The organism is Pseudomonas sp. BW16M2, from assembly GCF_014268865.1.
Taxonomy (GTDB): domain Bacteria; phylum Pseudomonadota; class Gammaproteobacteria; order Pseudomonadales; family Pseudomonadaceae; genus Aquipseudomonas; species Aquipseudomonas peradeniyensis.
In genome coordinates, this window is sequence record NZ_JABWRI010000044.1 from 16,949 (window position 1) to 37,024 (window position 20,076).

At 66.4% G+C, this 20,076-nt stretch carries 18 protein-coding genes; 6 read left to right on the forward strand and 12 right to left on the reverse strand.

The genetic code is table 11. The annotated features are described in order from the left end of the window. Position 1: 1 nt before the first annotated feature. On the reverse strand, positions 2–955 hold the full coding sequence (gene rluC / locus HU735_RS25475; RefSeq protein WP_050704696.1) for a 23S rRNA pseudouridine(955/2504/2580) synthase RluC: 954 nt from the start codon (positions 953–955) through the stop codon (positions 2–4). A 796-nt stretch (positions 956–1,751) separates the two neighbouring features. On the opposite strand from rluC, the gene rne reads away from it, so the two are divergent. Further along, a complete protein-coding gene (rne, locus tag HU735_RS25480) occupies positions 1,752–4,994 on the forward strand; it encodes a ribonuclease E (RefSeq protein ID WP_186716185.1) in 3,243 nt (1,080 codons plus the stop codon). A 186-nt stretch (positions 4,995–5,180) separates the two neighbouring features. Here the strand turns inward: rne and murB are convergent, their stop codons facing one another. The 8 genes from murB to HU735_RS25520 form a co-directional block, all read right to left on the reverse strand. Further along, on the reverse strand, positions 5,181–6,200 hold the full coding sequence (murB, locus tag HU735_RS25485; protein WP_186716189.1) for a UDP-N-acetylmuramate dehydrogenase: 1,020 nt from the start codon (positions 6,198–6,200) through the stop codon (positions 5,181–5,183). Further along, entirely contained in the window at positions 6,197–6,661 is a 465-nt protein-coding gene (locus tag HU735_RS25490) for a low molecular weight protein-tyrosine-phosphatase (RefSeq protein ID WP_186716190.1), read from the reverse strand. The genes murB and HU735_RS25490 overlap by 4 nt, the downstream gene beginning before the upstream one ends. Beyond that, positions 6,661–7,425 (reverse strand): 3-deoxy-manno-octulosonate cytidylyltransferase, encoded by a 765-nt coding sequence (gene kdsB, locus HU735_RS25495; protein WP_186716191.1) that lies wholly within the window; start codon positions 7,423–7,425, stop codon positions 6,661–6,663. Before kdsB ends, HU735_RS25490 begins: the two co-directional genes overlap by 1 nt. Next, positions 7,422–7,607 (reverse strand): Trm112 family protein, encoded by a 186-nt coding sequence (locus HU735_RS25500; RefSeq protein ID WP_011532874.1) that lies wholly within the window; start codon positions 7,605–7,607, stop codon positions 7,422–7,424. The genes kdsB and HU735_RS25500 overlap by 4 nt, the downstream gene beginning before the upstream one ends. Positions 7,608–7,641: 34 nt before the next feature. Further along, positions 7,642–8,646, reverse strand: a complete 1,005-nt coding sequence (gene lpxK / locus HU735_RS25505) for a tetraacyldisaccharide 4'-kinase (RefSeq protein ID WP_186716193.1) — start codon at positions 8,644–8,646, stop codon at positions 7,642–7,644. Further along, positions 8,646–9,080 carry a biopolymer transporter ExbD gene (locus HU735_RS25510; protein ID WP_110739307.1) on the reverse strand — a complete coding sequence of 145 codons (435 nt, stop codon included), beginning with the start codon at positions 9,078–9,080 and terminating at the stop codon, positions 8,646–8,648. Before HU735_RS25510 ends, lpxK begins: the two co-directional genes overlap by 1 nt. Then, positions 9,077–9,712 (reverse strand): MotA/TolQ/ExbB proton channel family protein, encoded by a 636-nt coding sequence (locus tag HU735_RS25515; RefSeq protein WP_028690976.1) that lies wholly within the window; start codon positions 9,710–9,712, stop codon positions 9,077–9,079. The genes HU735_RS25510 and HU735_RS25515 overlap by 4 nt, the downstream gene beginning before the upstream one ends. A 124-nt stretch (positions 9,713–9,836) precedes the next feature. Next, a complete protein-coding gene (locus tag HU735_RS25520) occupies positions 9,837–12,050 on the reverse strand; it encodes a DNA internalization-related competence protein ComEC/Rec2 (protein ID WP_186716195.1) in 2,214 nt (737 codons plus the stop codon). Positions 12,051–12,194: 144 nt separating this feature from the next. On the opposite strand from HU735_RS25520, the gene HU735_RS25525 reads away from it, so the two are divergent. After that, on the forward strand, positions 12,195–12,836 hold the full coding sequence (locus HU735_RS25525) for a DUF2062 domain-containing protein (protein ID WP_186716197.1): 642 nt from the start codon (positions 12,195–12,197) through the stop codon (positions 12,834–12,836). Here HU735_RS25525 and HU735_RS25530 read toward each other — a convergent pair. From HU735_RS25530 to HU735_RS25540, 3 genes are all read right to left on the reverse strand, one after another. Continuing rightward, positions 12,720–13,499: an ABC transporter permease gene (locus HU735_RS25530; RefSeq protein WP_186716199.1), complete on the reverse strand. Its 780-nt coding sequence runs from the start codon at positions 13,497–13,499 to the stop codon at positions 12,720–12,722. The genes HU735_RS25525 and HU735_RS25530 overlap by 117 nt on opposite strands. Continuing rightward, positions 13,496–14,428, reverse strand: a complete 933-nt coding sequence (locus tag HU735_RS25535; protein ID WP_186716202.1) for an ABC transporter ATP-binding protein — start codon at positions 14,426–14,428, stop codon at positions 13,496–13,498. Before HU735_RS25535 ends, HU735_RS25530 begins: the two co-directional genes overlap by 4 nt. Before the next feature lie 132 nt (positions 14,429–14,560). After that, complete coding sequence (locus HU735_RS25540) at positions 14,561–15,184, reverse strand: glutathione S-transferase (RefSeq protein WP_186716204.1); 624 nt, start codon at positions 15,182–15,184, stop codon at positions 14,561–14,563. Positions 15,185–15,695: 511 nt separating this feature from the next. Between HU735_RS25540 and HU735_RS25545 the strand changes: the two genes are divergently transcribed. The 4 genes from HU735_RS25545 to HU735_RS25560 all read left to right on the forward strand — a co-directional run bounded on the left by HU735_RS25545 (position 15,696) and on the right by HU735_RS25560 (position 19,467). Then, the gene (locus tag HU735_RS25545) at positions 15,696–15,935 is read left to right on the forward strand and encodes a hypothetical protein (RefSeq protein ID WP_186716206.1); all 240 of its coding nucleotides are present in this window, start codon (positions 15,696–15,698) and stop codon (positions 15,933–15,935) included. Further along, on the forward strand, positions 15,932–16,174 hold the full coding sequence (locus tag HU735_RS25550) for a DUF3077 domain-containing protein (protein ID WP_186716208.1): 243 nt from the start codon (positions 15,932–15,934) through the stop codon (positions 16,172–16,174). The genes HU735_RS25545 and HU735_RS25550 overlap by 4 nt, the downstream gene beginning before the upstream one ends. A 267-nt stretch (positions 16,175–16,441) precedes the next feature. Next, a complete protein-coding gene (locus HU735_RS25555; RefSeq protein ID WP_186716209.1) occupies positions 16,442–18,889 on the forward strand; it encodes an acyl-CoA dehydrogenase in 2,448 nt (815 codons plus the stop codon). A 167-nt stretch (positions 18,890–19,056) separates the two neighbouring features. Then, positions 19,057–19,467 carry a PA2817 family protein gene (locus HU735_RS25560; RefSeq protein WP_050704684.1) on the forward strand — a complete coding sequence of 137 codons (411 nt, stop codon included), beginning with the start codon at positions 19,057–19,059 and terminating at the stop codon, positions 19,465–19,467. Positions 19,468–20,076: the final 609 nt, after the last annotated feature.

Sequence of the window (20,076 nt, forward strand, 5' to 3'; positions counted from 1 at the left end):
ATCAGGACGCCAGCCGCTCGATGGTCTTGGCCCACATCTCGTCCACCGGTGCCTCGAGCTTGAGCTCGCCACCGTCGGGCAGCGGCACGGTCAGCTGATAGGCATGCAGGAACAGACGCTTGCCGCCCAGCTCGCGGATCTCGCGGGTGAAGTCTTCATCGCCGTATTTGCTGTCGCCGGCGATCATGTGCCCGGCATGCAGGGTATGCACACGGATCTGGTGGGTACGCCCGGTGATCGGCCGCGCCTCGACGATGGTGGCGAACTCGCCGAAACGGCGCAGCACGCGGAACATCGTCAGCGCGTCCTTGCCCTCGTCGTTGACCTCGACCATGCGCTCGCCGGAACGCAGGTTGCTCTTCTGCAGCGGCGCATTGACCTGCTTCTTGGAGGTCGGCCAGTGGCCGCGCACCAACGCCATGTAGCGTTTGTCCACGCCATCGCCGCGCAGGGCGGCGTGCAGGTGGCGCAGCATGCTGCGCTTCTTGGCGATCATCAGCAGGCCCGAGGTGTCGCGGTCCAGACGATGCACCAGCTCCAACTCCTTGGCGTCCGGGCGCAGCTGACGCAGCGCCTCGATCACGCCGAAACTCAGGCCGCTGCCGCCGTGCACGGCGATGCCGGCCGGCTTGTTCATCACGATCAGCGCCTTGTCCTCGTAGACAATGGCCGCCTCCAGGCGCTGCAGCAGCCCCTGGGCCACCGGCGCCGGCTCGTCGCGCTCAGGCAGGCGCACCGGCGGCACGCGTACGATATCGCCGGCCTGCAGCTTGTACTCGGGCTTGATCCGGCCCTTGTTGACCCGCACCTCACCCTTGCGCAGGATGCGGTAGACCAGGGTCTTGGGCACGCCCTTGAGGGCCGTGATGAGGAAATTGTCGATGCGCTGGCCGGCAAGCTCCGGCGGGACTTCGATCAGCTGAACGCCGGAAGTCGGGGGGGTATTGGTCGTCATGGCGGGATCATAACAATTTTTTATGGAATTGAAGCACTTAATCATTGCTGCTATAGTCGCGAACGCCGCCAAAAGCGGCAGGCCAGCGGCACCAGGCTCTACGCCGGCCCTGACCATCGCAATTCCCGAGGACGCGAGGCCGTCCTACGGAGCGTTCGCCAGTTTAACTAAATGCCTGGAATCGCCACCAGCGCTGTGTAGAGAAGACCGAAAAAAAACGACAAGTGCGGTGTTTCACCTGCTTACCCGATTCTTTTCGCCGTACCTCTGCCCGCCACCGTCGTTTCCGCGCATTCGGGCGAATGCTTCGGAAATACCTGCCTTGGATATGTTATGGCGCCAGCCCGGAACCGGGCTGGCGAAAAATGCAACCCGTTGCGGATTCAGCGCGCGGCAGCACCGAATTTTCAAGGGATACGTGCAGGGTGGAGACGTACAGCCCTCGGACCGTGTGGCACCGAACCCGCACCAGCGCCCCACTCAACGGGCGATGAGCGGACAAGGTCCTGAACAGACGCCCTCGTGGCGTCCACGGACGACCGGTTGATTCCTCCTCCTGACTGAGTGCACCAGGCCCGCTCGATTGATTCGGATAACCTTCGAAAAGCTCGACAGGTCTTTTGGCACCGCAAAACAGGACGCGTCGTCGCGACAACGGCAGGCTGGGCAACCGGCTGGTGCCGAACGTCGCCAGACACGGGGGTGGCCCGCCACCCTTTGCGCACCTTGGCACCGACCCTGAGAAGTCGTGTGTGCCGCACGCCGTTTCCGGCAGCCCGGAAACCGACGGTACAACATGAAAAGAATGCTGATTAACGCAACTCAGCCCGAAGAGTTGCGTGTAGCCCTGGTGGACGGCCAACGTCTCTACGACCTGGACATCGAGTCCGGCGCCCGCGAGCAGAAAAAGGCCAACATCTACAAAGGCAAGATCACCCGGATCGAGCCCAGCCTCGAAGCCGCCTTCGTCGACTTCGGCTCCGAACGTCACGGCTTCCTGCCACTGAAGGAAATCTCCCGCGAATACTTCAAGAAAGCCCCTGAAGGCCGGGTCAACATCAAGGAAGTCCTGAGCGAAGGCCAGGAAGTCATCGTCCAGGTCGAGAAGGAAGAGCGCGGCAACAAAGGCGCCGCCCTGACCACCTTCATCAGCCTGGCCGGCCGCTACCTGGTGCTGATGCCCAACAACCCGCGCGCCGGTGGCATCTCCCGCCGCATCGAAGGCGAAGAGCGCAACGAACTGCGCGAAGCGCTGAACGGCCTGACCGTTCCGGGCGACATGGGCCTGATCGTGCGCACCGCGGGCCTGGGCCGCAGCAGCGAAGAAATGCAGTGGGACCTCGACTACCTGCTGCAGCTGTGGACCGCCATCAAGGAAGCCTCGCAAGACCGCGCCGCGCCGTTCCTGATCTACCAGGAAAGCAACGTCATCATCCGCGCCATCCGCGACTACCTGCGCCAGGACATCGGCGAAGTGCTGATCGACAGCATCGACGCCCAGGAAGAAGCCCTGACCTTCATCCGCCAGGTGATGCCGCAGTACGCCAGCAAGGTCAAGCTGTACGAAGACAGCGTGCCGCTGTTCAACCGCTTCCAGATCGAAAGCCAGATCGAAACCGCCTTCCAGCGCGTGGTCGACCTGCCGTCCGGCGGCTCGATCGTCATCGACCCGACCGAAGCCCTGGTGTCCATCGACATCAACTCGGCGCGCGCCACCAAAGGCAGCGACATCGAAGAAACCGCCCTGCAGACCAACCTGGAAGCGGCCGAAGAGATCGCCCGCCAGCTGCGCCTGCGCGACATCGGCGGCCTGATCGTCATCGACTTCATCGACATGACCCCGGCCAAGAACCAGCGCGCCGTCGAAGAGCGCGTGCGTGAGTGCCTCGAGGCCGACCGTGCCCGCGTGCAGGTAGGCCGCATCTCGCGCTTCGGCCTGCTGGAAATGTCCCGTCAGCGCCTGCGTCCATCGCTGGGCGAAAGCAGCGGCATCGTCTGCCCGCGCTGCTCCGGCACCGGCATCATCCGTGACGTCGAGTCGCTGTCGCTGGCGATCCTGCGCCTGATCGAAGAAGAAGCACTGAAGGACCGCACCGCCGAAGTACGCGCCCAGGTGCCGATCCCGGTCGCCGCCTTCCTGCTCAACGAGAAACGCAACTCGATCACCAAGATCGAACTGCGCACTCGCGCACGCATCATCATCCTGCCGAACGATCACCTGGAAACCCCGCACTTCGAAGTCCAGCGCCTGCGCGACGACAACCCGGACGTGCTGAACAACCAGTCCAGCTACGAGATCGCCTCGGCCGAGACCGAAGAAGCGCCGCAGCCGACCGCCACCCGCACCCTGGTACGCCAGGAAGCCGCGGTCAAGACCGCGCCGGCCCGCGCCAACGCCCCGGTGCCAGCCGCCGCTGAAGAGCAGCCGGCTCCAGCCGCGCCGGTTGCCGCCCCTGCCGCCGCCGAGCCGAGCCTGTTCAAGGGCCTGGTGAAGTCGCTGGTCAGCCTGTTCGCCGGCAAGGAAGAACCTGCCGCCGCACCGGCCGCCGCCACCGAGAAGCCAGCCACCGAACGCTCGCCACGCAATGAAGAGCGTCGCAACGGTCGCCAGCAGAGCCGCAACCGCAACGGCCGTCGCGAAGAAGACCGCAAGCCACGCGAAGAGCGCGGCGAGCGCGCCCCGCGTGAAGAGCGTCAGCCTCGCGAAGAGCGTGCCCCGCGTGAAGAACGCGCGCCACGTGAAGAGCGTCAACCGCGCCAGCCGCGTGAAGACCGCCGTGGCAACCGCGAAGAGCGCGTGCGCGAACTGCGCGAGCCGCTGGACGCCGCACCGGTCGCCCGCGAAGAACGCGCCCCGCGTGAAGAGCGTGCGCCACGCGAAGAACGCGTAGCCCGTGAAGAGCGCGCCCCACGCGAAGAGCGTGCACCGCGTGAAGAGCGCGCTCCTCGCGAAGAGCGTGCACCGCGTGAAGAACGTGCTCCTCGCGAAGAGCGCGCACCGCGTGAAGAACGCGCCCCTCGTGAAGAACGCGCCCCTCGTGAAGAGCGTGCACCGCGTGAAGAACGCGCCCCTCGCGAAGAGCGTGCGCCACGTGAGGAACGCGCCCCACGCGAAGAGCGCCAGCTGCGCCCTGAGGTGCAGGCCGCCGAACAGGCCGTGGAGCTCGCCGAGGAGCAACTGCCGAACGAAGAGCTGCTGCAGGACGAGCAGGAAGGCGCCGATGGCGAGCGTCCACGCCGCCGCTCCCGTGGCCAGCGTCGTCGCAGCAACCGTCGTGAGCGCCAGCGCAACGCCAATGGCGAGCTGATCGACGGCGGCGACGAAGACGCCGGCGAAGAGCAGCCACAACAGCACCAGGCCACCGAGCTGGGTGCCGAACTGGCCGCCGGCACTGCCGTCATCGCTGCCGTTGCCACCAGCAACATCAGTGCCGACGCCGAGGCCGAAGCCAACCAGCAGGCCGAACGTGCCAGCGCCGCTGTCGCCGAGACCCAGGTGGAAATCACCGAAGTCGTGGCCGAGCAGGTCGCCATCGCCCCGGTGGTCGAGCAGCCTGTCAGCGAGCCAGTGGTCGCCGCCGAGCCGAGCATCGAGCCTGTCGTCGAAGTGGCGCCGCAGCCTGTGGTCGAAGAAGCCGCCGCCGAGCAGCCGGCCGCCGTTGTCGAGGCAGCTGTCGAGCCTGCAGCGGTCGTGGAAGCCCCTGTGGTGGAAGCGGGCGAGATCGAGAAGGCACCGGTTGCCGAAGCGGTCGAAGCCCAGGCGCCAGTCGCCGAGCAACCTGCTCCGGTGATCGAAGCCGTCGAAGCCCAGCCTGAAGTGGTCGAAGCCCCGGTGGCCGAGCCTGCGCCAGCCGTGGTTGCCGAAGAAGCGCCGGTCGAGCCGTCCACCATCATGCTGCCGAACGGCCGTGCGCCGAACGATCCGCGTGAAGTGCGTCGCCGCAAGCGTGAAGCCGAAGCAGCCGCTGCTGCCCTGGCCGCCGCCGCCCCGGCCGAAGCCCTGGAAACCGCTGACGAGCACAAGCCTCATCACGGTTGATAGCCTCGGCTGAATGAAAAAGCCCCGCCAGTGCGAACTGGCGGGGCTTTTTCTTTGCCGGTGTGGATGGCACCGGCTCTGCCGGTGATCGCGGGGCAAGCCCGCTCCCACGCCACCGTCCCGCGGCTGAGAGGGACTGCGTGGGAGCGGGCTTGCCCCGCGATAGGGCCGGCCCAGGCCACCCCATCAGTACAGGTTCGGCTCCATCTCCAGCTCCACCCCGAAGCGCTCGAGGATATCCGCCTGGATCCGCCGCGCCAGGGCATGCAACTGCGCCCCGCTCGCCTGGCCGTAGTTCACCAGCACCAGCGACTGCAAGCGGTGCACCCCGGCATCGCCATCGCGATAGCCTTTCCACCCCGCCTGCTCGATCAACCAGCCGGCCGCCAGCTTCACCCGGCCATCGGCCTGGGGATAGGCCACCACGCCGGGATGCCCGGCACGGATACGCTCGGCCAACTCAGCGGGCACCACCGGGTTCTTGAAGAAGCTCCCGGCATTCCCCAGCTCAGCCGGATCCGGCAGCTTTTCCCGACGGATACTGCAGATCGCGTCGCTGATCGCCTGCGCGGTCGGCTGCTCGACGCCCTGCTCCGCCAGGCGCTGACGCACCGGGCCGTAATCCAGGTGTGCCTGCAAGGTACGATTCAAGGCAAAGCGCACCCGCACAATCAGCCAGCGCCCAGGGCTGCGCTTGAACAGGCTGTCGCGATAACCGAACGCGCACTCCTCCAGCGAGAAATCCCGCAGCTCGCCGGTCTCGCGGTCCAGCGCGGTCAGGCCGGCGAACACATCCTTGATCTCCACGCCATAGGCACCGACGTTCTGCATCGGCGCGGCGCCCACGGTGCCGGGGATCAAGCTGAGGTTTTCCAACCCGCACAAGCCCTGCCCAAGGCTCCACTGCACGAACGGGTGCCAAGGCTCGCCGGCCTCGGCCTCCACCACCACCCGCTCGCCATCGTCGCTGAGCAGGCGTCGGCCACGGCTGGCCATGTGCAGCACCAGGGCCTCGACATCGCGGGACAGCAGCAGGTTGCTGCCGCCGCCGATCACCAGCACCGGCACCTGCCGCTCGGCGGCCTGGGCCAGGGCCTGGCGGACTTCGCCGTCGTCATGGGCCTGGGTGAAGTAGCGGGCACTGACATCGATACCGAAGGTGTTGTAGGGCTTGAGCGACACGCGCTCCTGCCAGTGCGCCGTCATAACCGCCCCTTGATTTCCACGACCAGCTCGCGGCAGGCCGCCTCGATCAGGTCCAGGACCTGCTCGAAGCCTTCGGCACCGCCGTAGTAAGGGTCCGGCACTTCGTCCAGGGCCGCGCCATAGCGGCGCAGGAACAGGTCGAGCTCGCCCTTGGCGTTGTGCGGGCGCAGGACCTGCAGGTTGCCCAGGTTGCTCTTGTCCATGGCCAGGACCAGGTCGTACTCGGCGAAGTGCGCAGCCTTGACCTGCTGGGCACGCTGGCGCGACAGGTCGTAGCCACGGGCCAGGGCGGCCTTGCAGGTACGGCTGTCGGGCGCCTTGCCGACATGCCAGTCGCCGGTGCCGGCGGAGGCCACCTGCACCAGATCACCCAGGCCTGCGGCCTCGAGCTGGTGGCGCAGCACGCCTTCGGCGGTCGGCGAGCGGCAGATATTGCCGAGGCAGACGAACAAAACGCGCATCAGGCCTCCAGCAAGCGCCTTACGCGCTCCAGGTCTTCAGGGGTGTCCACACCCACCGCCGGCGCCTCGATGGCGTCGGCGACATGGATGCGCACGCCGTGCCACAGGGCGCGCAACTGCTCGAGCGATTCGGTCTGCTCCAGCCAGCACGGGCCCCAGGCGACGAAGTCCTGGAGGAAGCCCACGCGGTAGGCATACATGCCGATATGGCGGCGATAGGGCACGCCCTCCGGCAGCTGGTCGCGGCCGTTGGCGAAGGCGTCGCGGGCCCAGGGCAGCGGCGCGCGGCTGAAGGTCAGGGCCAGGCCGTGCTTGTCGCTGACCACCTTGACCGCGTTGGGGTTGAAGATGGTTTCCGGGGCGTGGATCGGCTCGGCCAGGGTGGCGATGCCGGCTTCCGGGTGCGCGGCGAGGTTGGCCGCCACCTGGTCGATGATCACCGGCGGAATCAGCGGCTCGTCGCCCTGCACGTTGACCACGATGGCATCGGCGGCCAGACCCAGCTGAGCAGCCACCTCGGCCAGGCGATCGGTGCCCGACTCATGGTCGGCGCGGGTCAGCAGCACCTCGGCGCCGAACGCCCGGCAGGCCTCGACGATGCTGGCATCGTCGGTGGCGATGACCACGCGACTGGCGCCGCTCTTGCCCGCCTGCTCCCACACATGCTGGACCATCGGCTTGCCGGCGATCGGCAGCAATGGCTTGCCCGGCAGGCGCGTGGAGCGCAGCCGGGCGGGAATCACCACGGTGAAGTCCAGGCTCATTTGTCCAGGCGCTCTTCGTCGGTCAGGGTGCGCGCTTCGCTTTCCAGCATCACCGGGATGCCGTCGCGGATCGGATAGGCCAGGCCCGCGCCCTTGCTGATCAGCTCGGTCTTGTCGGCGCTGAGCTTGAGCGGGCCCTTGGTGATCGGGCAGGCCAGGATATCGAGCAGTTTGGTGTCCATGGAGGTGTCCTTGCAACGGAAAATGAAAAAAGGCTCAGGGGCGGCCGGGCAGCAGGCGGTCGAGCTGGGCGTCGAACCAGGCGCTGAAGGCGGGCGTCGGCACGGCGTCGACCGCCAGGTACCACCAGTCGTCGGCGGCGAAGGGCCGGCATTTCACCGCATCCTTCTCGGTCATCACCAGTGGCAGCGGTGGGCTGAACGACAGCACTTCACGGCTGTAGGGCGCATGGTCGGCGAAAGGGTGCGGCACCGGCTGCCAGTGTAGCCCCAGCAGGGTGTTGAAGAAACGTTGCGGATTGCCGATGCCGGCCACGGCGTGCAGCGCCTGGCCAGGCGGGAACAGGTCGAGCTCGCGGCGCTCGCCGCTGCGCAGGTTGATCAGCGCCGAAGGCTGCAGGCGGAAGGCGAAGCCGTCGTCGCGGTCGCTTTCGGCGCCGTTGAACAGCACCGCGTCCGCCTCGCCCAAGCGCTCGGCCGGCTCGCGCAACGGGCCGGCCGGCAGGCAGCGGCGATTGCCCAGGCCCCGGGCGGCGTCGATCAGCACCAGCTCCAGGTCGCGGGCCAGGCGGTAATGCTGCATGCCGTCGTCGCACAGGATCAGGTCGGGCGCGTCGCTGGCCAGCAAGGCCTGCACGGCACGGGAGCGGTCGGGGTCGATCACCAGCGGCACGCCGGTGCGCTGGACGATCAGCAAGGGCTCGTCACCAGCCTGATGCGCAGGCTGGTCAGCCTGGACACGCCAAGGATGTTGCGGCGGCTTGGCGCCATAGCCACGGCTGACCACGCCGACCTTGAGCCCCTGCCGGCGGCAGTGCTCGATCAGCCAGAGGATCATCGGTGTCTTGCCGGTACCACCGACGGTGATGTTGCCCACCACGATCACCGGGACCGGGGCGCGGTAGCTGGGGCTTTCGCCGCTGAGGAAGCGCGCGCGCTTGCGCGTCACCACGCGGCGGTACAGCGCCTCCAGCGGGCGCAACAGGGCAAGCGCCGGGTGCCCGGCGTACCAGGCGGCGAGCAGACGGTCGGCGAAGGCCATCAGGGCTTGCCCTGCGCGGCCTCGACGGTGGTCATGCGCAACTTGCTGAAGCCGAGCTTGCCGGCCGCGTCCATTGCGGTGATCACAGCCTGGTGCGGGGTCTTGCCGTCGGCGCTGATGGCCAGCGGCAGGGTGATGTCACCGCCGGATTCCTTCTCGATCGCCTCGGTCAGGGTGTCCAGGTCGCTCTTGGGCAGCAGGTGGTTGTTCACCGAGTACACGCCATCGGCGCTGATGGAGATCTCCACCAGCTTGCCCTGGTCGGCCGGCGGCTGCTCGGCGCTGCTGGCCTCGGGCAGCTCTACGCGCAGCTGGGTCTCGCGGGTGAAGGTGGTGGTGACCACGAAGAACAGCAGCAGCACGAACACCACATCGATCAACGACGCCAGGTTGATGTCGACGTTCTCGCGCTGGCGATTGCGCCGGAACTTCACGCCTTGCCTCCGGCCACTTCCACTTCGCGGTCACCCTGCAGCACTTCCACCAACTTGATCGCCTCCTGCTCCATGCCCACCACCAGCTCATCGATGCGGCGCAGCAGGAAGCGGTGGAAGAACACCGCCGGGATACCGACCATCAGGCCGGCCGCGGTGGTGACCAGGGCCTTGGAGATCCCCCCGGCCAGGACGGCGGCGTTGGCGGTCATCTGCGAGCCCATGAAGGCGCTGAAGATGTCGATCATGCCCAGCACGGTGCCCAGCAGGCCCAGCAGCGGGGCCATGGCGGCGATGGTGCCGAGGGTGCTGATGTAGCGCTCCAGCTCGTGGATGACCCGCGAGGCGGCTTCCTCGATGCACTCCTTCATGATCTCGCGGCCGTGGCGCGAGTTGGCCAGGCCCGCGGCGAGGATCTCGCCCAGCGGCGAGTCGGCGCGCAGGGCCTTGAGCTTGTCACTGGTGAGTTGCTTGTCCTTGATCCACATCCACACCTGGCCCAGCAGGTGCGGCGGGGTGACACGGCTGGCGCGCAGGGTCCACAGGCGCTCGACGACGATCGCCATGGCGGCGATGGAGCTCAGGATGATCGGCAGCATCATCCAGCCACCGGACTTGACCAATTCCCACACAGTTAGCATCCCCTCGGAAAAAGGCCGCCACTCTACCATAGGACCGCCTGGGGCTCATCTGCCGGAGGTCAGGGAATTCCTGTGTTGTCCTGGCGAGCCCGGGGCTGCTTTGAAGTCCCCCGGCTCAATCCTCGACGGAGCGCCAGAACCGCCGCTCCCTGCGCACACCCTCCACCCCACCTTTGCTCCCCAGCACCAACCGCAACGCCCCCTCCACCGCCGTGTCATGCACCACCACCCCATGCCGTCGATAGCGCTCGATCACCTGCCCATGGGGATGCCCGAAACCATTGTGCCGCCCCCGGGAAATCAGCACCCCGCGCGGCGCCGTGGCCTGGACGAACGGCTCGCTGGACGACGTGCGGCTGCCATGGTGCGGCGCCTGCAGCCAATCCACCCGAGGATCGACGGTCGCGGCCAGCCACGCCCGCTCCGCGCCGGCCTCCATGTCCCCGGCCAGCAGCAGGCGTTCGCCCTTGGCCTGCACCCGCAACACACAGGAGCGCTCGTTACTGGAAGCCCCCTGCGGCCAGTGCCAGAGCTCGAAATCGACGCCATCCCACTGCCAGCGCTCGCCGCTGCGGCACAGCGAGGCCGCTTCCAGCCCGGCAACCTCGCCGGCCAGCACCCGCGCCACCGGCACCCCACGCCGCACTGCCGCCGCCCCACCGGCATGGTCGGCATGGCCATGGCTGATCAGCATCACATCCAGCGCCTTCACCCCAAGCTTGCGCAAGGTCGGCAGCACCACCGTTTCGCCCAGGTCACTACCACCCTGGGCCGGGCCTGCGTCATACAGCAGCGCGTGATTGCGGGTGCGCAGCAGCACCGCCAGGCCCTGCCCCACATCCAGCTGCCAGACCTCCACTTGCCCCGGCGGCACCTGTTCGCGTGGCGCCCACAGCGCCAGCAGCATGACCGCACCCGGCGCCCGCAACGGCACGCCCCGGGGCAGCAACACCAGCAAGGCGCCCAGGCACACCAGCAGCCAGGCCCACAACGGCAGTGGCTCGGCTATCCAGGCCGGCTGCAGGCCCGCCAATCGCGTCAGCACGGCAAACAAGCCGTCCAACGACAGGCCCGCCAGCCACAGCATCCCCTCCCCCAGCCCAGGCACCGGCAACAGGGCCGTGCCCAGCAACGCCAGAGGCAGCACGCCCAGGCTGAGCCACGGCACGGCCAGCAAGTTGGCCAGCGGCGCACTGAGGCTGACGGGCAAACCCAAGGCCAGCAGCACCGGCAACAACCCCACGGCGATCACCCACTGGGCGCGGGTCCAGGCCTGCCAGGGCCGCCAGGCGCCCAGTCGGGCGGCAAAACACAACACCAGCACCGCCACGGCAGCGAACGACAGCCAGAACCCCGGCAACAAGCTGGCCAGCGGCTCGACCAGCAGCACGCCCGACAGCGCCATCAGCAACGGCACCCAGGCGCCCAGATGGCGAAAGCGCAAGCGCCAGAGCAGCACCACCGCCAGCATCAGGCACGCCCGCTGCACCGGCACGCCGAACCCCGCCAGCCAGCCGTAACCCAGTGCCGCCGTCATCGCCAGGCCGCAAGCCCAAGGCAGCCACGGCAACCGCCGGGGCCAGGCCCCCAGGCGCGCCAGCCCCGCCACCAACCCGTAGACCAGTCCAGCCAGCAAGCCGATGTGCTGCCCGGAAATCACCAGCAGGTGCACCGTGCCGGTGGCCTGCAGCACCTGCCAATCCTCCCGCGCCAAGCCTGCGCCATCCCCGAGCACCAGGGCCGCCAACGCCGTCTCCCGGCCATGGGCATCGGTGGTCAGCAAGCGTTGACGCAGGCCGTCGCGCCAACTGCTGGCCGCCTCGCCCTGGCGCGTACCGGCCTTGACCGTGCCGGTGGCACCGACCCGCCGCGCCAACAGCGTGGCCTCCCGATCGGGGCCATGGGGGTTGAGCAGGCCCTGCGGCCGACGCAGGTTGACCGCCAGCCGCCAGTACTCCCCCGCCCGCAGCGGCGGCCCGTCGAACCAGCTCAGTTGCACACGTTGCGGCAACCGGGCCCGGCGCGACTGCGGCTGCTCCAGCTCGAAACGCACGCCGCGCTCGGTACGGGTCGGCAGGCCGACCACTCGCCCCTCCAGCCACAGCGTGCGACCGTCCAGCGCGGCCGGCAGGCGGTCGTCCAGGGCCTGCTGCGCCGACCAGCAGGCCCAGCACACACCCAGCACCCACCAACCCAACGGCCTGGCCCGGGTACGTAGGCAGGCCAGGGCCAGCAAGAGCAATGGAATCAGCCATCCGACCGGTGGCAAGGCCGGTAAAAAACGCAGGCTCAACAGCCCGAGGACCAGCGCCAGCATCCCTGTGCGCATGAGATAGAGCTCCAGAAGCGAAAACGGCCCCTGAGGCTTAGCCGATTGGCGGGAAAAACCTGCTAATCAATTGTCACAAACTCTGAACGAGGCTGCGCTTCAATCAAGGCATACTGACGCCCTTCAACCCCGCCGGGAGCCCACATGCCGCGCCGTCTGTTCAAACGCTACATGCCGGACCCGACCAGCATCCGCGAACACAAGTCCTTACGCTTTTTCGGCAAGCTGCTGCACGACCCCAACCTGTGGCACCTGAATCGCCATTCGGTGGCGCGGGCCATGGGCGTCGGCCTGTTCGCGGCGCTGATCCCGATTCCCATGCAGATGCTGCTGGCCGCCGCGCTGGCGATCCCGGTGCGCGGCAACCTGCCGATCGCGGTGAGCCTGGTGTGGCTGACCAATCCGCTGACCATGCCGCCGGTGTTCTTCGTCACCTACATGACCGGCGCCTGGCTGATGCAGGTGCCGCCGCGCACGCTGCCCGACGAGATCACCGTCGACTGGGTCACCGACCAGCTGGCGACGATCTGGCAACCGTTCCTGCTGGGCTCGGTGGTGTGCGGGGTGGTGCTCGGCGTGCTCGCCTACTTCACCACCATGGGCTACTGGCGCTGGTGGGTGGGCCGGCAGTGGCGCCGGCGCCAGTGCCGCTGTGCCCTCACCCGCAGCTCAGGCACGCATGCCGCGGCCGCTGACCAGCAGGCGCACGCACAGCAGGTAGAGCAGCGCGGTGGCCACCAGCATGAAGCTGATCGCCGTGCCGATGCTGATATCCGACACCCCTAGGATGCCGTAGCGGAACGAGTTGACCATGTGCAGCACGGGGTTGGCCAGCGACACGGTCTGCCAGAACGGCGGCAGCAAGTTGATCGAATAGAACACCCCGCCCAGGTAGGTCAGCGGCGTCAGCACGAAGGTCGGGATGATCGAAATGTCGTCGAAGTTGCGCGCGAACACCGCGTTGACGAAGCCCAGCAACGAGAAGATGGTCGCGGTCAACAGCACCACGATGACGGTCACGCCCAGGTGATGCACCTGCAAATCGGTGAAGAACAGCGACAGGAACGTCACGATCACCCCCACCGCCAAGCCGCGCAACACACCGCCCAGCACATAGCCGACGAGGATGGTGTGCGGCGACACCGGCGATACCATCAGTTCCTCGATGGAGCGCTGGAACTTGCTGCCGAAGAAGCTCGACACCACGTTGCCATAGGAGTTGGTGATCACCGACATCATGATCAGCCCCGGCACGATGTACTCCATGTAGGTAAAGCCGCCCATGTCGCCGATCTGCCGGCCGATCAGGTTGCCGAAGATCACGAAGTACAACACCATCGTGATCGCCGGCGGCAGCAGGGTCTGCGGCCAGATGCGCAAGAAGCGCCGCACTTCGCGGTAGACGATGGTGTTCAGGGCGACCCAGTTGGTGCGCAGCTCCACACTCATACGGCCACCTTCGACAGGTTCTTTTCCACCAGGGACACGAACAGCTCCTCGAGTCGATTGGTCTTGTTGCGCAGGCTCTGCACCTCGATGTTCTTCAGCGTCAGCTGGCCGAACAGCGCGGTGATGCCGATGTCCTTGTCCACCTGCACCTCCAGGGTGTGCGGGGTGATCAGCCGGCACGGGTAGCCCTGCAGCTCAGGCGCGGCGGGCAGGTCGTGCTTGAGGTCGAGGACGAAGGTCTCGACATGCAGCTTGCCCAATAGCTGGCGCATGCTGGTGTTCTCGACGATGGTGCCGTGGTCGATGATGCCGATGTTGCGGCACAGCTGCTCGGCCTCTTCGAGGTAGTGGGTGGTGAGGATGATGGTGATGCCCTTCTGGTTGAGCTCGGTGAGGAAGCTCCACATCGAACGGCGCAGCTCGATGTCGACCCCGGCGGTCGGCTCGTCGAGAATCAGCAGGCGCGGCTCGTGGATCAGCGCCCGGGCGATCATCAGCCGGCGCTTCATGCCGCCGGACAGCGAACGCGACGGCACGTCGCGCTTGTCCCACAGCCCGAGCTGCGTCAGGTACTGCTCGGCGCGCTCCTTGGCCACCTTGGGCGGGATGCCGTAGTAGCCAGCCTGGGTGACGACGATGTCGAAGGTCTTCTCGAACTGGTTGAAGTTGAACTCCTGGGGCACCACGCCCAGGCAGCGCTTGAGCGCCGCAGGCTCGCGGTCCAGGTCGTGGCCGAACACATTCACCGTGCCGCTGGTCTTGTTCACCAGGGTCGAGAGAATGCCGATGGTGGTGGACTTGCCGGCGCCGTTGGGGCCGAGCAAGGCGAAGAAGTCGCCTTCGGAAACGTCCAGGTCGATGCCCTTGAGGGCCTGGAAACCGTTGCCGTAGGTCTTGGTCAGCTGTCGGATGGACAGGGCGGAACTCATAGCGGGTCGGGTACCGAGAAAAGGGTGCGGGACACGCCAGGTGAAGTCACTGGCGCAGTGAGTGCGGCCATGGTGCAAGGGCCGGCCGCACAAGTACAGTCACATCTATTGATAATGACTATCGAAGTGGCGTCACGTCAGGGCGGTCATCACCGCCGCCTGGTAGGCCGGGCGCTGCTTGAGGCGTGCGTACCAGGCTTCGAGGTGGTGCATGGCCGGGCGTTCGATGGGCATTTCGAACCAGGCGTAGATGAAGCTGCCCAGGGGAATGTCGCCCATGCCAATCTGCTCGCCGGAGAGGTACGGCTGCTTGGCCAGGGTCTCGTCGGCGATGGCCAGCAGTTGCGCGCACTGCTTGTGCGCCGCGTTGATCGCCACCCAGTCGCGCTGGTCCTCGGGGGTACGCAGCAGGCCCCAGAACAGCGGGCGGAAGGGGCCGGCGAAGGACGAGGTGGTCCAGTCCATCCACTTGTCGGCCAGGGCGCGCTGGCGCGGGTCGTCGAGGTACCAGCCTTGTTCTTCGCCGTACTCGGCGCACAGGTAGCGCACGATGGCGTTGGACTCCCACAGCACCAGGTCGCCGTCTTCGAGCATGGGCACCAGGCCGTTGGGGTTGAGTGCCCGGTAATGCGGTTCGTTGACCACGCCGAAGGCGCCGCCGGCATCGATGGACTCGAAGTCCAGGCCCAGCTCGTGGGCGATCCACAACGCCTTGCGCACATTGCTCGAATTCTTGCGGCCCCAGATCTTCAGCATGGCAACGTCCTTAATGAATGCGGGAGGGGGGTCAGTCTACTCCAAGCGGTGGACGGTGCCAGTGAAACCAGGGGCCGCTGCGCAGCCCTTTCGCCGGCAAGCCGGCTCCCACAAAGAGCAGGCGCGTACAGGCCCTGTGGGAGCCGGCTTGCCGGCGAAAGGGGCGCGCAGCGGCCCCCGCGATCTGTCAGATATTTCCGAACCTGAAACCAAATGCTTCAGCCAGCAAAGCTTGGGAACTATCCTACGCGCTTGCCGGAAGCCGCCGCGTTGTCGGGGAAATACCCCGGGGATAACTTCATCGGGTCGCCACATTGGGTGACCGGGCGTGAGAAACCCGACTACATATGACAACCAGCGGCTTCGTCATGGTGGCCGTGTACGGGCAGACTTCGGTCTGGCCGGGTTTGTCCTATGTCCCGGTTTTCTCACCTCGTACACGGCCGCCACCCTCACCTCGTGAGAAAAGGCCTGGATGGTGGTTTTCAATGACCGCATAGGACTCTCGACCATGAAAAAAATCGTCCCAGACCCACCCCGTCTCTCCCACTTCCTCACCATCCGCCCCACCCTCCCCCGCGACGACGCCATGGCCGCCGCCGTCGAAGTGGCCACCGCCATCTCCGACGTCCTCGACATCTACTTCAAGACCGAGCCCGGCGAAGTCCAGGACCGCCTGTTCACCGCCAGCGACTACCTCGGTCAGCTCGCCTGCGCCCTGCTCGAGCACAAACCGCAGGTGCAGCCATGAGCCGCGGGCATACCGCGGGCCGCACCACCTGCCTGGACCTGTTCAAGGTCGAGCCGGGCGTTGCGTTCGAAGACGCCTTCAGCGAGTTGTCGGTGCTGCTCGGCTGCATCCGCCACCTGACCTGCGAAGCGGAGATGGAAGGCGACCTGCTGGCCGGCAGCTCGGCGCGGATCCTCAGCGCCATGGCCAAGGCGCTGATCGATGACATGGAGGTGGGGTTGAACCGGAAGACCGCATGAATCCTGGGGGCCGCTTTGCGGCCCTTTCCGACCGGTCCGACGCCTCGGCAAGGCCGCTCCCACAGGGACCGCTCCATGGCAGGCCTGGCACATATCCTGTGGGAGCGGCCTTGTGTCGCGAAAGGGCTGCGCAGCAGCCCCACGATCTATCAACCACCACCGAACTCCCGCCACCCAACCCGGTCAGTCTTCTAAGCAGGCCATCCACCCCAACACGTCTAAGCTCTGTGGATCGCCCCCGCCCCCCGCTTCCAAGGAGGAAGAATCATGCTGCTGTTGTGGTTGCTGGTCCTGGTGCTAGGCGCCGCGTATCTCCTGCATCGGCGCCTGGCGCCACTGCAGATCCTCGCGGCAATCGCCGCCTACACCCTGCTCATGGGCCTGTTCAGCACGGCACCGGGCTGGCTGCTGACGCTGATCTGGGTGGTGATCGCCATCAAGGCCGCCTTCTTCGTCCTGCCCGAAATGCGCCGCAAGCTGTTCACCGCGCCGATGTTCAGCTGGTTCCAGCGCACCCTGCCGCCAATGTCGCAAACCGAGCGCGAAGCCATCGACGCCGGCACCGTGTGGTGGGATGGCCACCTGTTCAGCGGCCGCCCCGACTGGAACACCCTGCTCGACTACGACGCACCCAGGCTCACCGAGGAGGAACAGGCCTTCATCGACGGCCCCACCGAGCAGCTGTGCGCCATGGTCAGCGACTGGCAGATCGGCCAGGACCTCGACCTGCCGCCGCAAGCCTGGGATTTCATCAAGCAGCACGGCTTCTTCGCCCTGATCATCCCCAAGGAATACGGCGGCAAGGGCTTCTCGGCCTACGCCCACTCCCAGGTGGCGATGAAACTGGCCACCCGCAGCGGCGACTTGGCCTCCACGGTGATGGTGCCCAACTCCCTTGGCCCGGCCGAACTGCTGCTGCACTACGGCACTGATGAGCAACGCAACCACTACCTGCCGCGCCTGGCCCGTGGCGACGACATCCCCTGCTTCGCCCTCACAGGCCCCCTGGCCGGCTCCGACGCCGGGGCCATGCCCGACACCGGTGTCATCTGCAAAGGCCAGTGGCAGGGTGAAGAGGTCATCGGCCTGCGCCTGAACTGGGAAAAGCGCTACATCACCCTTGGCCCGGTGGCCACCCTGCTGGGCCTGGCTTTCAAGGCCTACGACCCCGACCACCTGCTGGGCGAGCAGCCCGAGCTGGGCATCAGCCTGGCACTGATCCCCACCGACCTCCCCGGCGTGGAAATAGGCCAGCGGCATCTACCGCTAGGGGCTGCGTTCATGAACGGCCCCAACAGCGGCAAGGACGTGTTCGTGCCGCTGGACTGCCTGATCGGCGGCCAGGCCATGCTCGGCAAGGGCTGGATGATGCTGATGAACTGCCTGTCGGTGGGCCGCTCGATCTCCCTGCCAGCGGTCGGCACGGGCGCGGCCAAGTACACAAGCCTGGTCACCGGCCAGTACGCCCGGGTGCGCGAACAGTTCAACGTGCCGCTGGCCGCCTTCGAAGGCATCCAGGAGTCCCTGGCGCGCATCGGCGGCAACGCCTGGCTGATGGACAGCGCCCGCCTGCTCACCGCCAAGGCCGTGGACCTCGGGGAAAAACCCTCGGTGCTGTCAGCGATCCTCAAGTACCACCTCACCGAGCGCGGCCGCGAATGCATCCAGCACGCCATGGACGTGCACGGCGGCAAGGGCATCATCATGGGCCCAAACAATTACCTTGGCCGCAACTGGCAAGGCGCGCCGATCTTCATCACCGTCGAGGGGGCTAACATCCTGTCGCGCAACCTGATGATCTTCGGCCAGGGCGCGATCCGCTGCCACCCGTTCGTGCTCAGGGAAATGGCCCTGGCCGGGCGCGAGGACCACGACCAGGCGCTGAACGAGTTCGACGACCTGCTGCTGCAGCACATCCTGTTCGCCGCCGGCAACGCCGCCAGCACCCTGGTGCTGGGCCTGGGCCTGGGGCATTTCGAGAAGGTCCCGGGCGATGCCCTGAGCCAGGGCTACTTCCGCGCCCTCAACCGCCAGGCGGCAGCGTTCGCCCTGCTGGCCGACCTGTCGATGATGCTGCTGGGCGGCGCGCTCAAGCGCCGCGAACGCCTGAGCGCCCGGCTGGGCGATGTGCTCAGCTACCTGTACCTGTCCAGTGCCGCGCTCAAGCGCTATCACGACCTCGGCTCGCCCGAGCACCTGCGCCCACTGCTGCGCTGGGCACTGGAAGAAAGCCTGGGGCAGGCCGAGAAAGCGCTGGACGCGCTGCTCGACAACTTCCCCAACCGCTTCCTGGGCTGCGCCCTGCGGGTGCTGGTGTTCCCGTTCGGCCGCCGGCATACCGGGCCCAGCGATGAACTGGATGCCGAGGTGGCGGCGCTGATCGGCCGCCGCAAAGGCGACCCGGCGCTGGAAGAGCTGCTGGCGGGTTGCTTCAGGCCCCAGGCCGACGGCGACCCGGTGGCCGCGCTGCAGACGGCCTGCGACCTGCTGGACGATGCCGCCCCACTGCACAAGGCGCTGCATCAGGCAGTCAAGGAAGGCAAGGTGCAGGCGGCACCGGGGCAGTCGGTGATCGACGCTGCCATCGAAGCGGGCGTGTTGCAGGCGGAGGAAGGCCAGCACCTGCATCAGGCCGAGCAGGCGCGGCGGGTGGTGATCGATGTGGATGCGTTCGACAAGGACGTGCTGTTGCCCGAGGTAGGCAAAGTGCGCTGAGCATTGGTCGACCGCATCGCGGGGCAAGCCCGCTCCCACAAGCTATTTACGCAGCGTGGGAGCGGGCTTGCCCCGCGATAGCGCCAGTACAGGCAGCTGCGCTGCCAGCCCATGCAAAACCGGCGTATACTCCGCCCCCCGTTTCAACCACCCCGAGGACCGCCGCCATGGCCAACCCCCACCTGGAATACCACCTGCAACTGCTCCACCACCTGCGCACCATCCTGGCCGCGCTGGGTGAAGCCGAACAGGTCCCGGAGGAAAGCCACGCCCTGTTCCTCGAGCGCTTCGACGAACTGCTCACCCTGCTGCCGCAGGACCCGCTGGAAAGCCAGTACCTGGGCCAGGACCTGATCTGCCAGGTGATCCAGCGCTACCCGCAGATCGCCCATCTGGTGCCGCGTGACCTGCTGTGGTTCTTTGGCGGGGATTGCTTGCATTTCATGCCGGATGACGAGCTGGAGCTTTACCAGACGCTGGAAGAGCGACGCTACGAGGCAGAGCAGAACGGCGAAGCGTTTGATTGGCACCAAGAAAAGCAACTGCTAGCCAAGCCTGCTCAGGGTGATATTCACTGATGTAGATGCATCCCGGCCCAATCTGGGCCGGGAACCCCAATCACCTCAGCGGGACAAGTGAATTCACTCCGCCAAATCACGATCTAGCAAATCAGCGGGAATCCTAGCCTTACCCCCGAAAAAATGATGCGCCGAAGAACATAAGAACTCTGCTTCCAGTCGAAGTCGTTCTACCTGCGAAGGGGGCTGCTGCCCTTTACTTTCTTCATAACGCCTCCACGCATCGACCGCCCGTTTACATATCTCCAGCTGGACTTCCAAATCCGTCTTTTCGATCGTCACGGTCATTGCTCCTTCCTTGTTCAAGGCAGAATGGAGTGGGATCAGGCGCGCCCAACATTCTCCCCAGACAGAGTAATAACTGATGGTATGAGTACGAACATCGGGCACGTAACGAGTAGCGCCATGCCGTTGTACGCCCTCAGACGACATTAGCCAACTAGCAAAATTGATAGGTGTGCTGAGCCAGCTCGCCCCAAAAACCAACCACGCGAGCAAAAAAAAACGCCACTTCAAACGAAGTGGCGTTTTCAATTTGGAGCGGGAAACGAGACTCGAACTCGCGACCCCGACCTTGGCAAGGTCGTGCTCTACCAACTGAGCTATTCC

Excerpts from the sequence above, each read along its gene's own strand:
- rluC (WP_050704696.1), bottom strand. The coding sequence starts at position 955 with ATGACGACCAATACCCCCCCGACTTCCGGCGTTCAGCTGATCGAAGTC.
- rne (WP_186716185.1), top strand. The coding sequence starts at position 1,752 with ATGAAAAGAATGCTGATTAACGCAACTCAGCCCGAAGAGTTGCGTGTA.
- murB (WP_186716189.1), bottom strand. The coding sequence starts at position 6,200 with ATGACGGCGCACTGGCAGGAGCGCGTGTCGCTCAAGCCCTACAACACC.
- HU735_RS25490 (WP_186716190.1), bottom strand. The coding sequence starts at position 6,661 with ATGCGCGTTTTGTTCGTCTGCCTCGGCAATATCTGCCGCTCGCCGACC.
- kdsB (WP_186716191.1), bottom strand. The coding sequence starts at position 7,425 with ATGAGCCTGGACTTCACCGTGGTGATTCCCGCCCGGCTGCGCTCCACG.
- HU735_RS25500 (WP_011532874.1), bottom strand. The coding sequence starts at position 7,607 with ATGGACACCAAACTGCTCGATATCCTGGCCTGCCCGATCACCAAGGGC.
- lpxK (WP_186716193.1), bottom strand. The coding sequence starts at position 8,646 with ATGGCCTTCGCCGACCGTCTGCTCGCCGCCTGGTACGCCGGGCACCCG.
- HU735_RS25520 (WP_186716195.1), bottom strand. The coding sequence starts at position 12,050 with ATGCGCACAGGGATGCTGGCGCTGGTCCTCGGGCTGTTGAGCCTGCGT.
- HU735_RS25525 (WP_186716197.1), top strand. The coding sequence starts at position 12,195 with ATGCCGCGCCGTCTGTTCAAACGCTACATGCCGGACCCGACCAGCATC.
- HU735_RS25530 (WP_186716199.1), bottom strand. The coding sequence starts at position 13,499 with ATGAGTGTGGAGCTGCGCACCAACTGGGTCGCCCTGAACACCATCGTC.
- HU735_RS25535 (WP_186716202.1), bottom strand. The coding sequence starts at position 14,428 with ATGAGTTCCGCCCTGTCCATCCGACAGCTGACCAAGACCTACGGCAAC.
- HU735_RS25540 (WP_186716204.1), bottom strand. The coding sequence starts at position 15,184 with ATGCTGAAGATCTGGGGCCGCAAGAATTCGAGCAATGTGCGCAAGGCG.
- HU735_RS25545 (WP_186716206.1), top strand. The coding sequence starts at position 15,696 with ATGAAAAAAATCGTCCCAGACCCACCCCGTCTCTCCCACTTCCTCACC.
- HU735_RS25550 (WP_186716208.1), top strand. The coding sequence starts at position 15,932 with ATGAGCCGCGGGCATACCGCGGGCCGCACCACCTGCCTGGACCTGTTC.
- HU735_RS25555 (WP_186716209.1), top strand. The coding sequence starts at position 16,442 with ATGCTGCTGTTGTGGTTGCTGGTCCTGGTGCTAGGCGCCGCGTATCTC.
- HU735_RS25560 (WP_050704684.1), top strand. The coding sequence starts at position 19,057 with ATGGCCAACCCCCACCTGGAATACCACCTGCAACTGCTCCACCACCTG.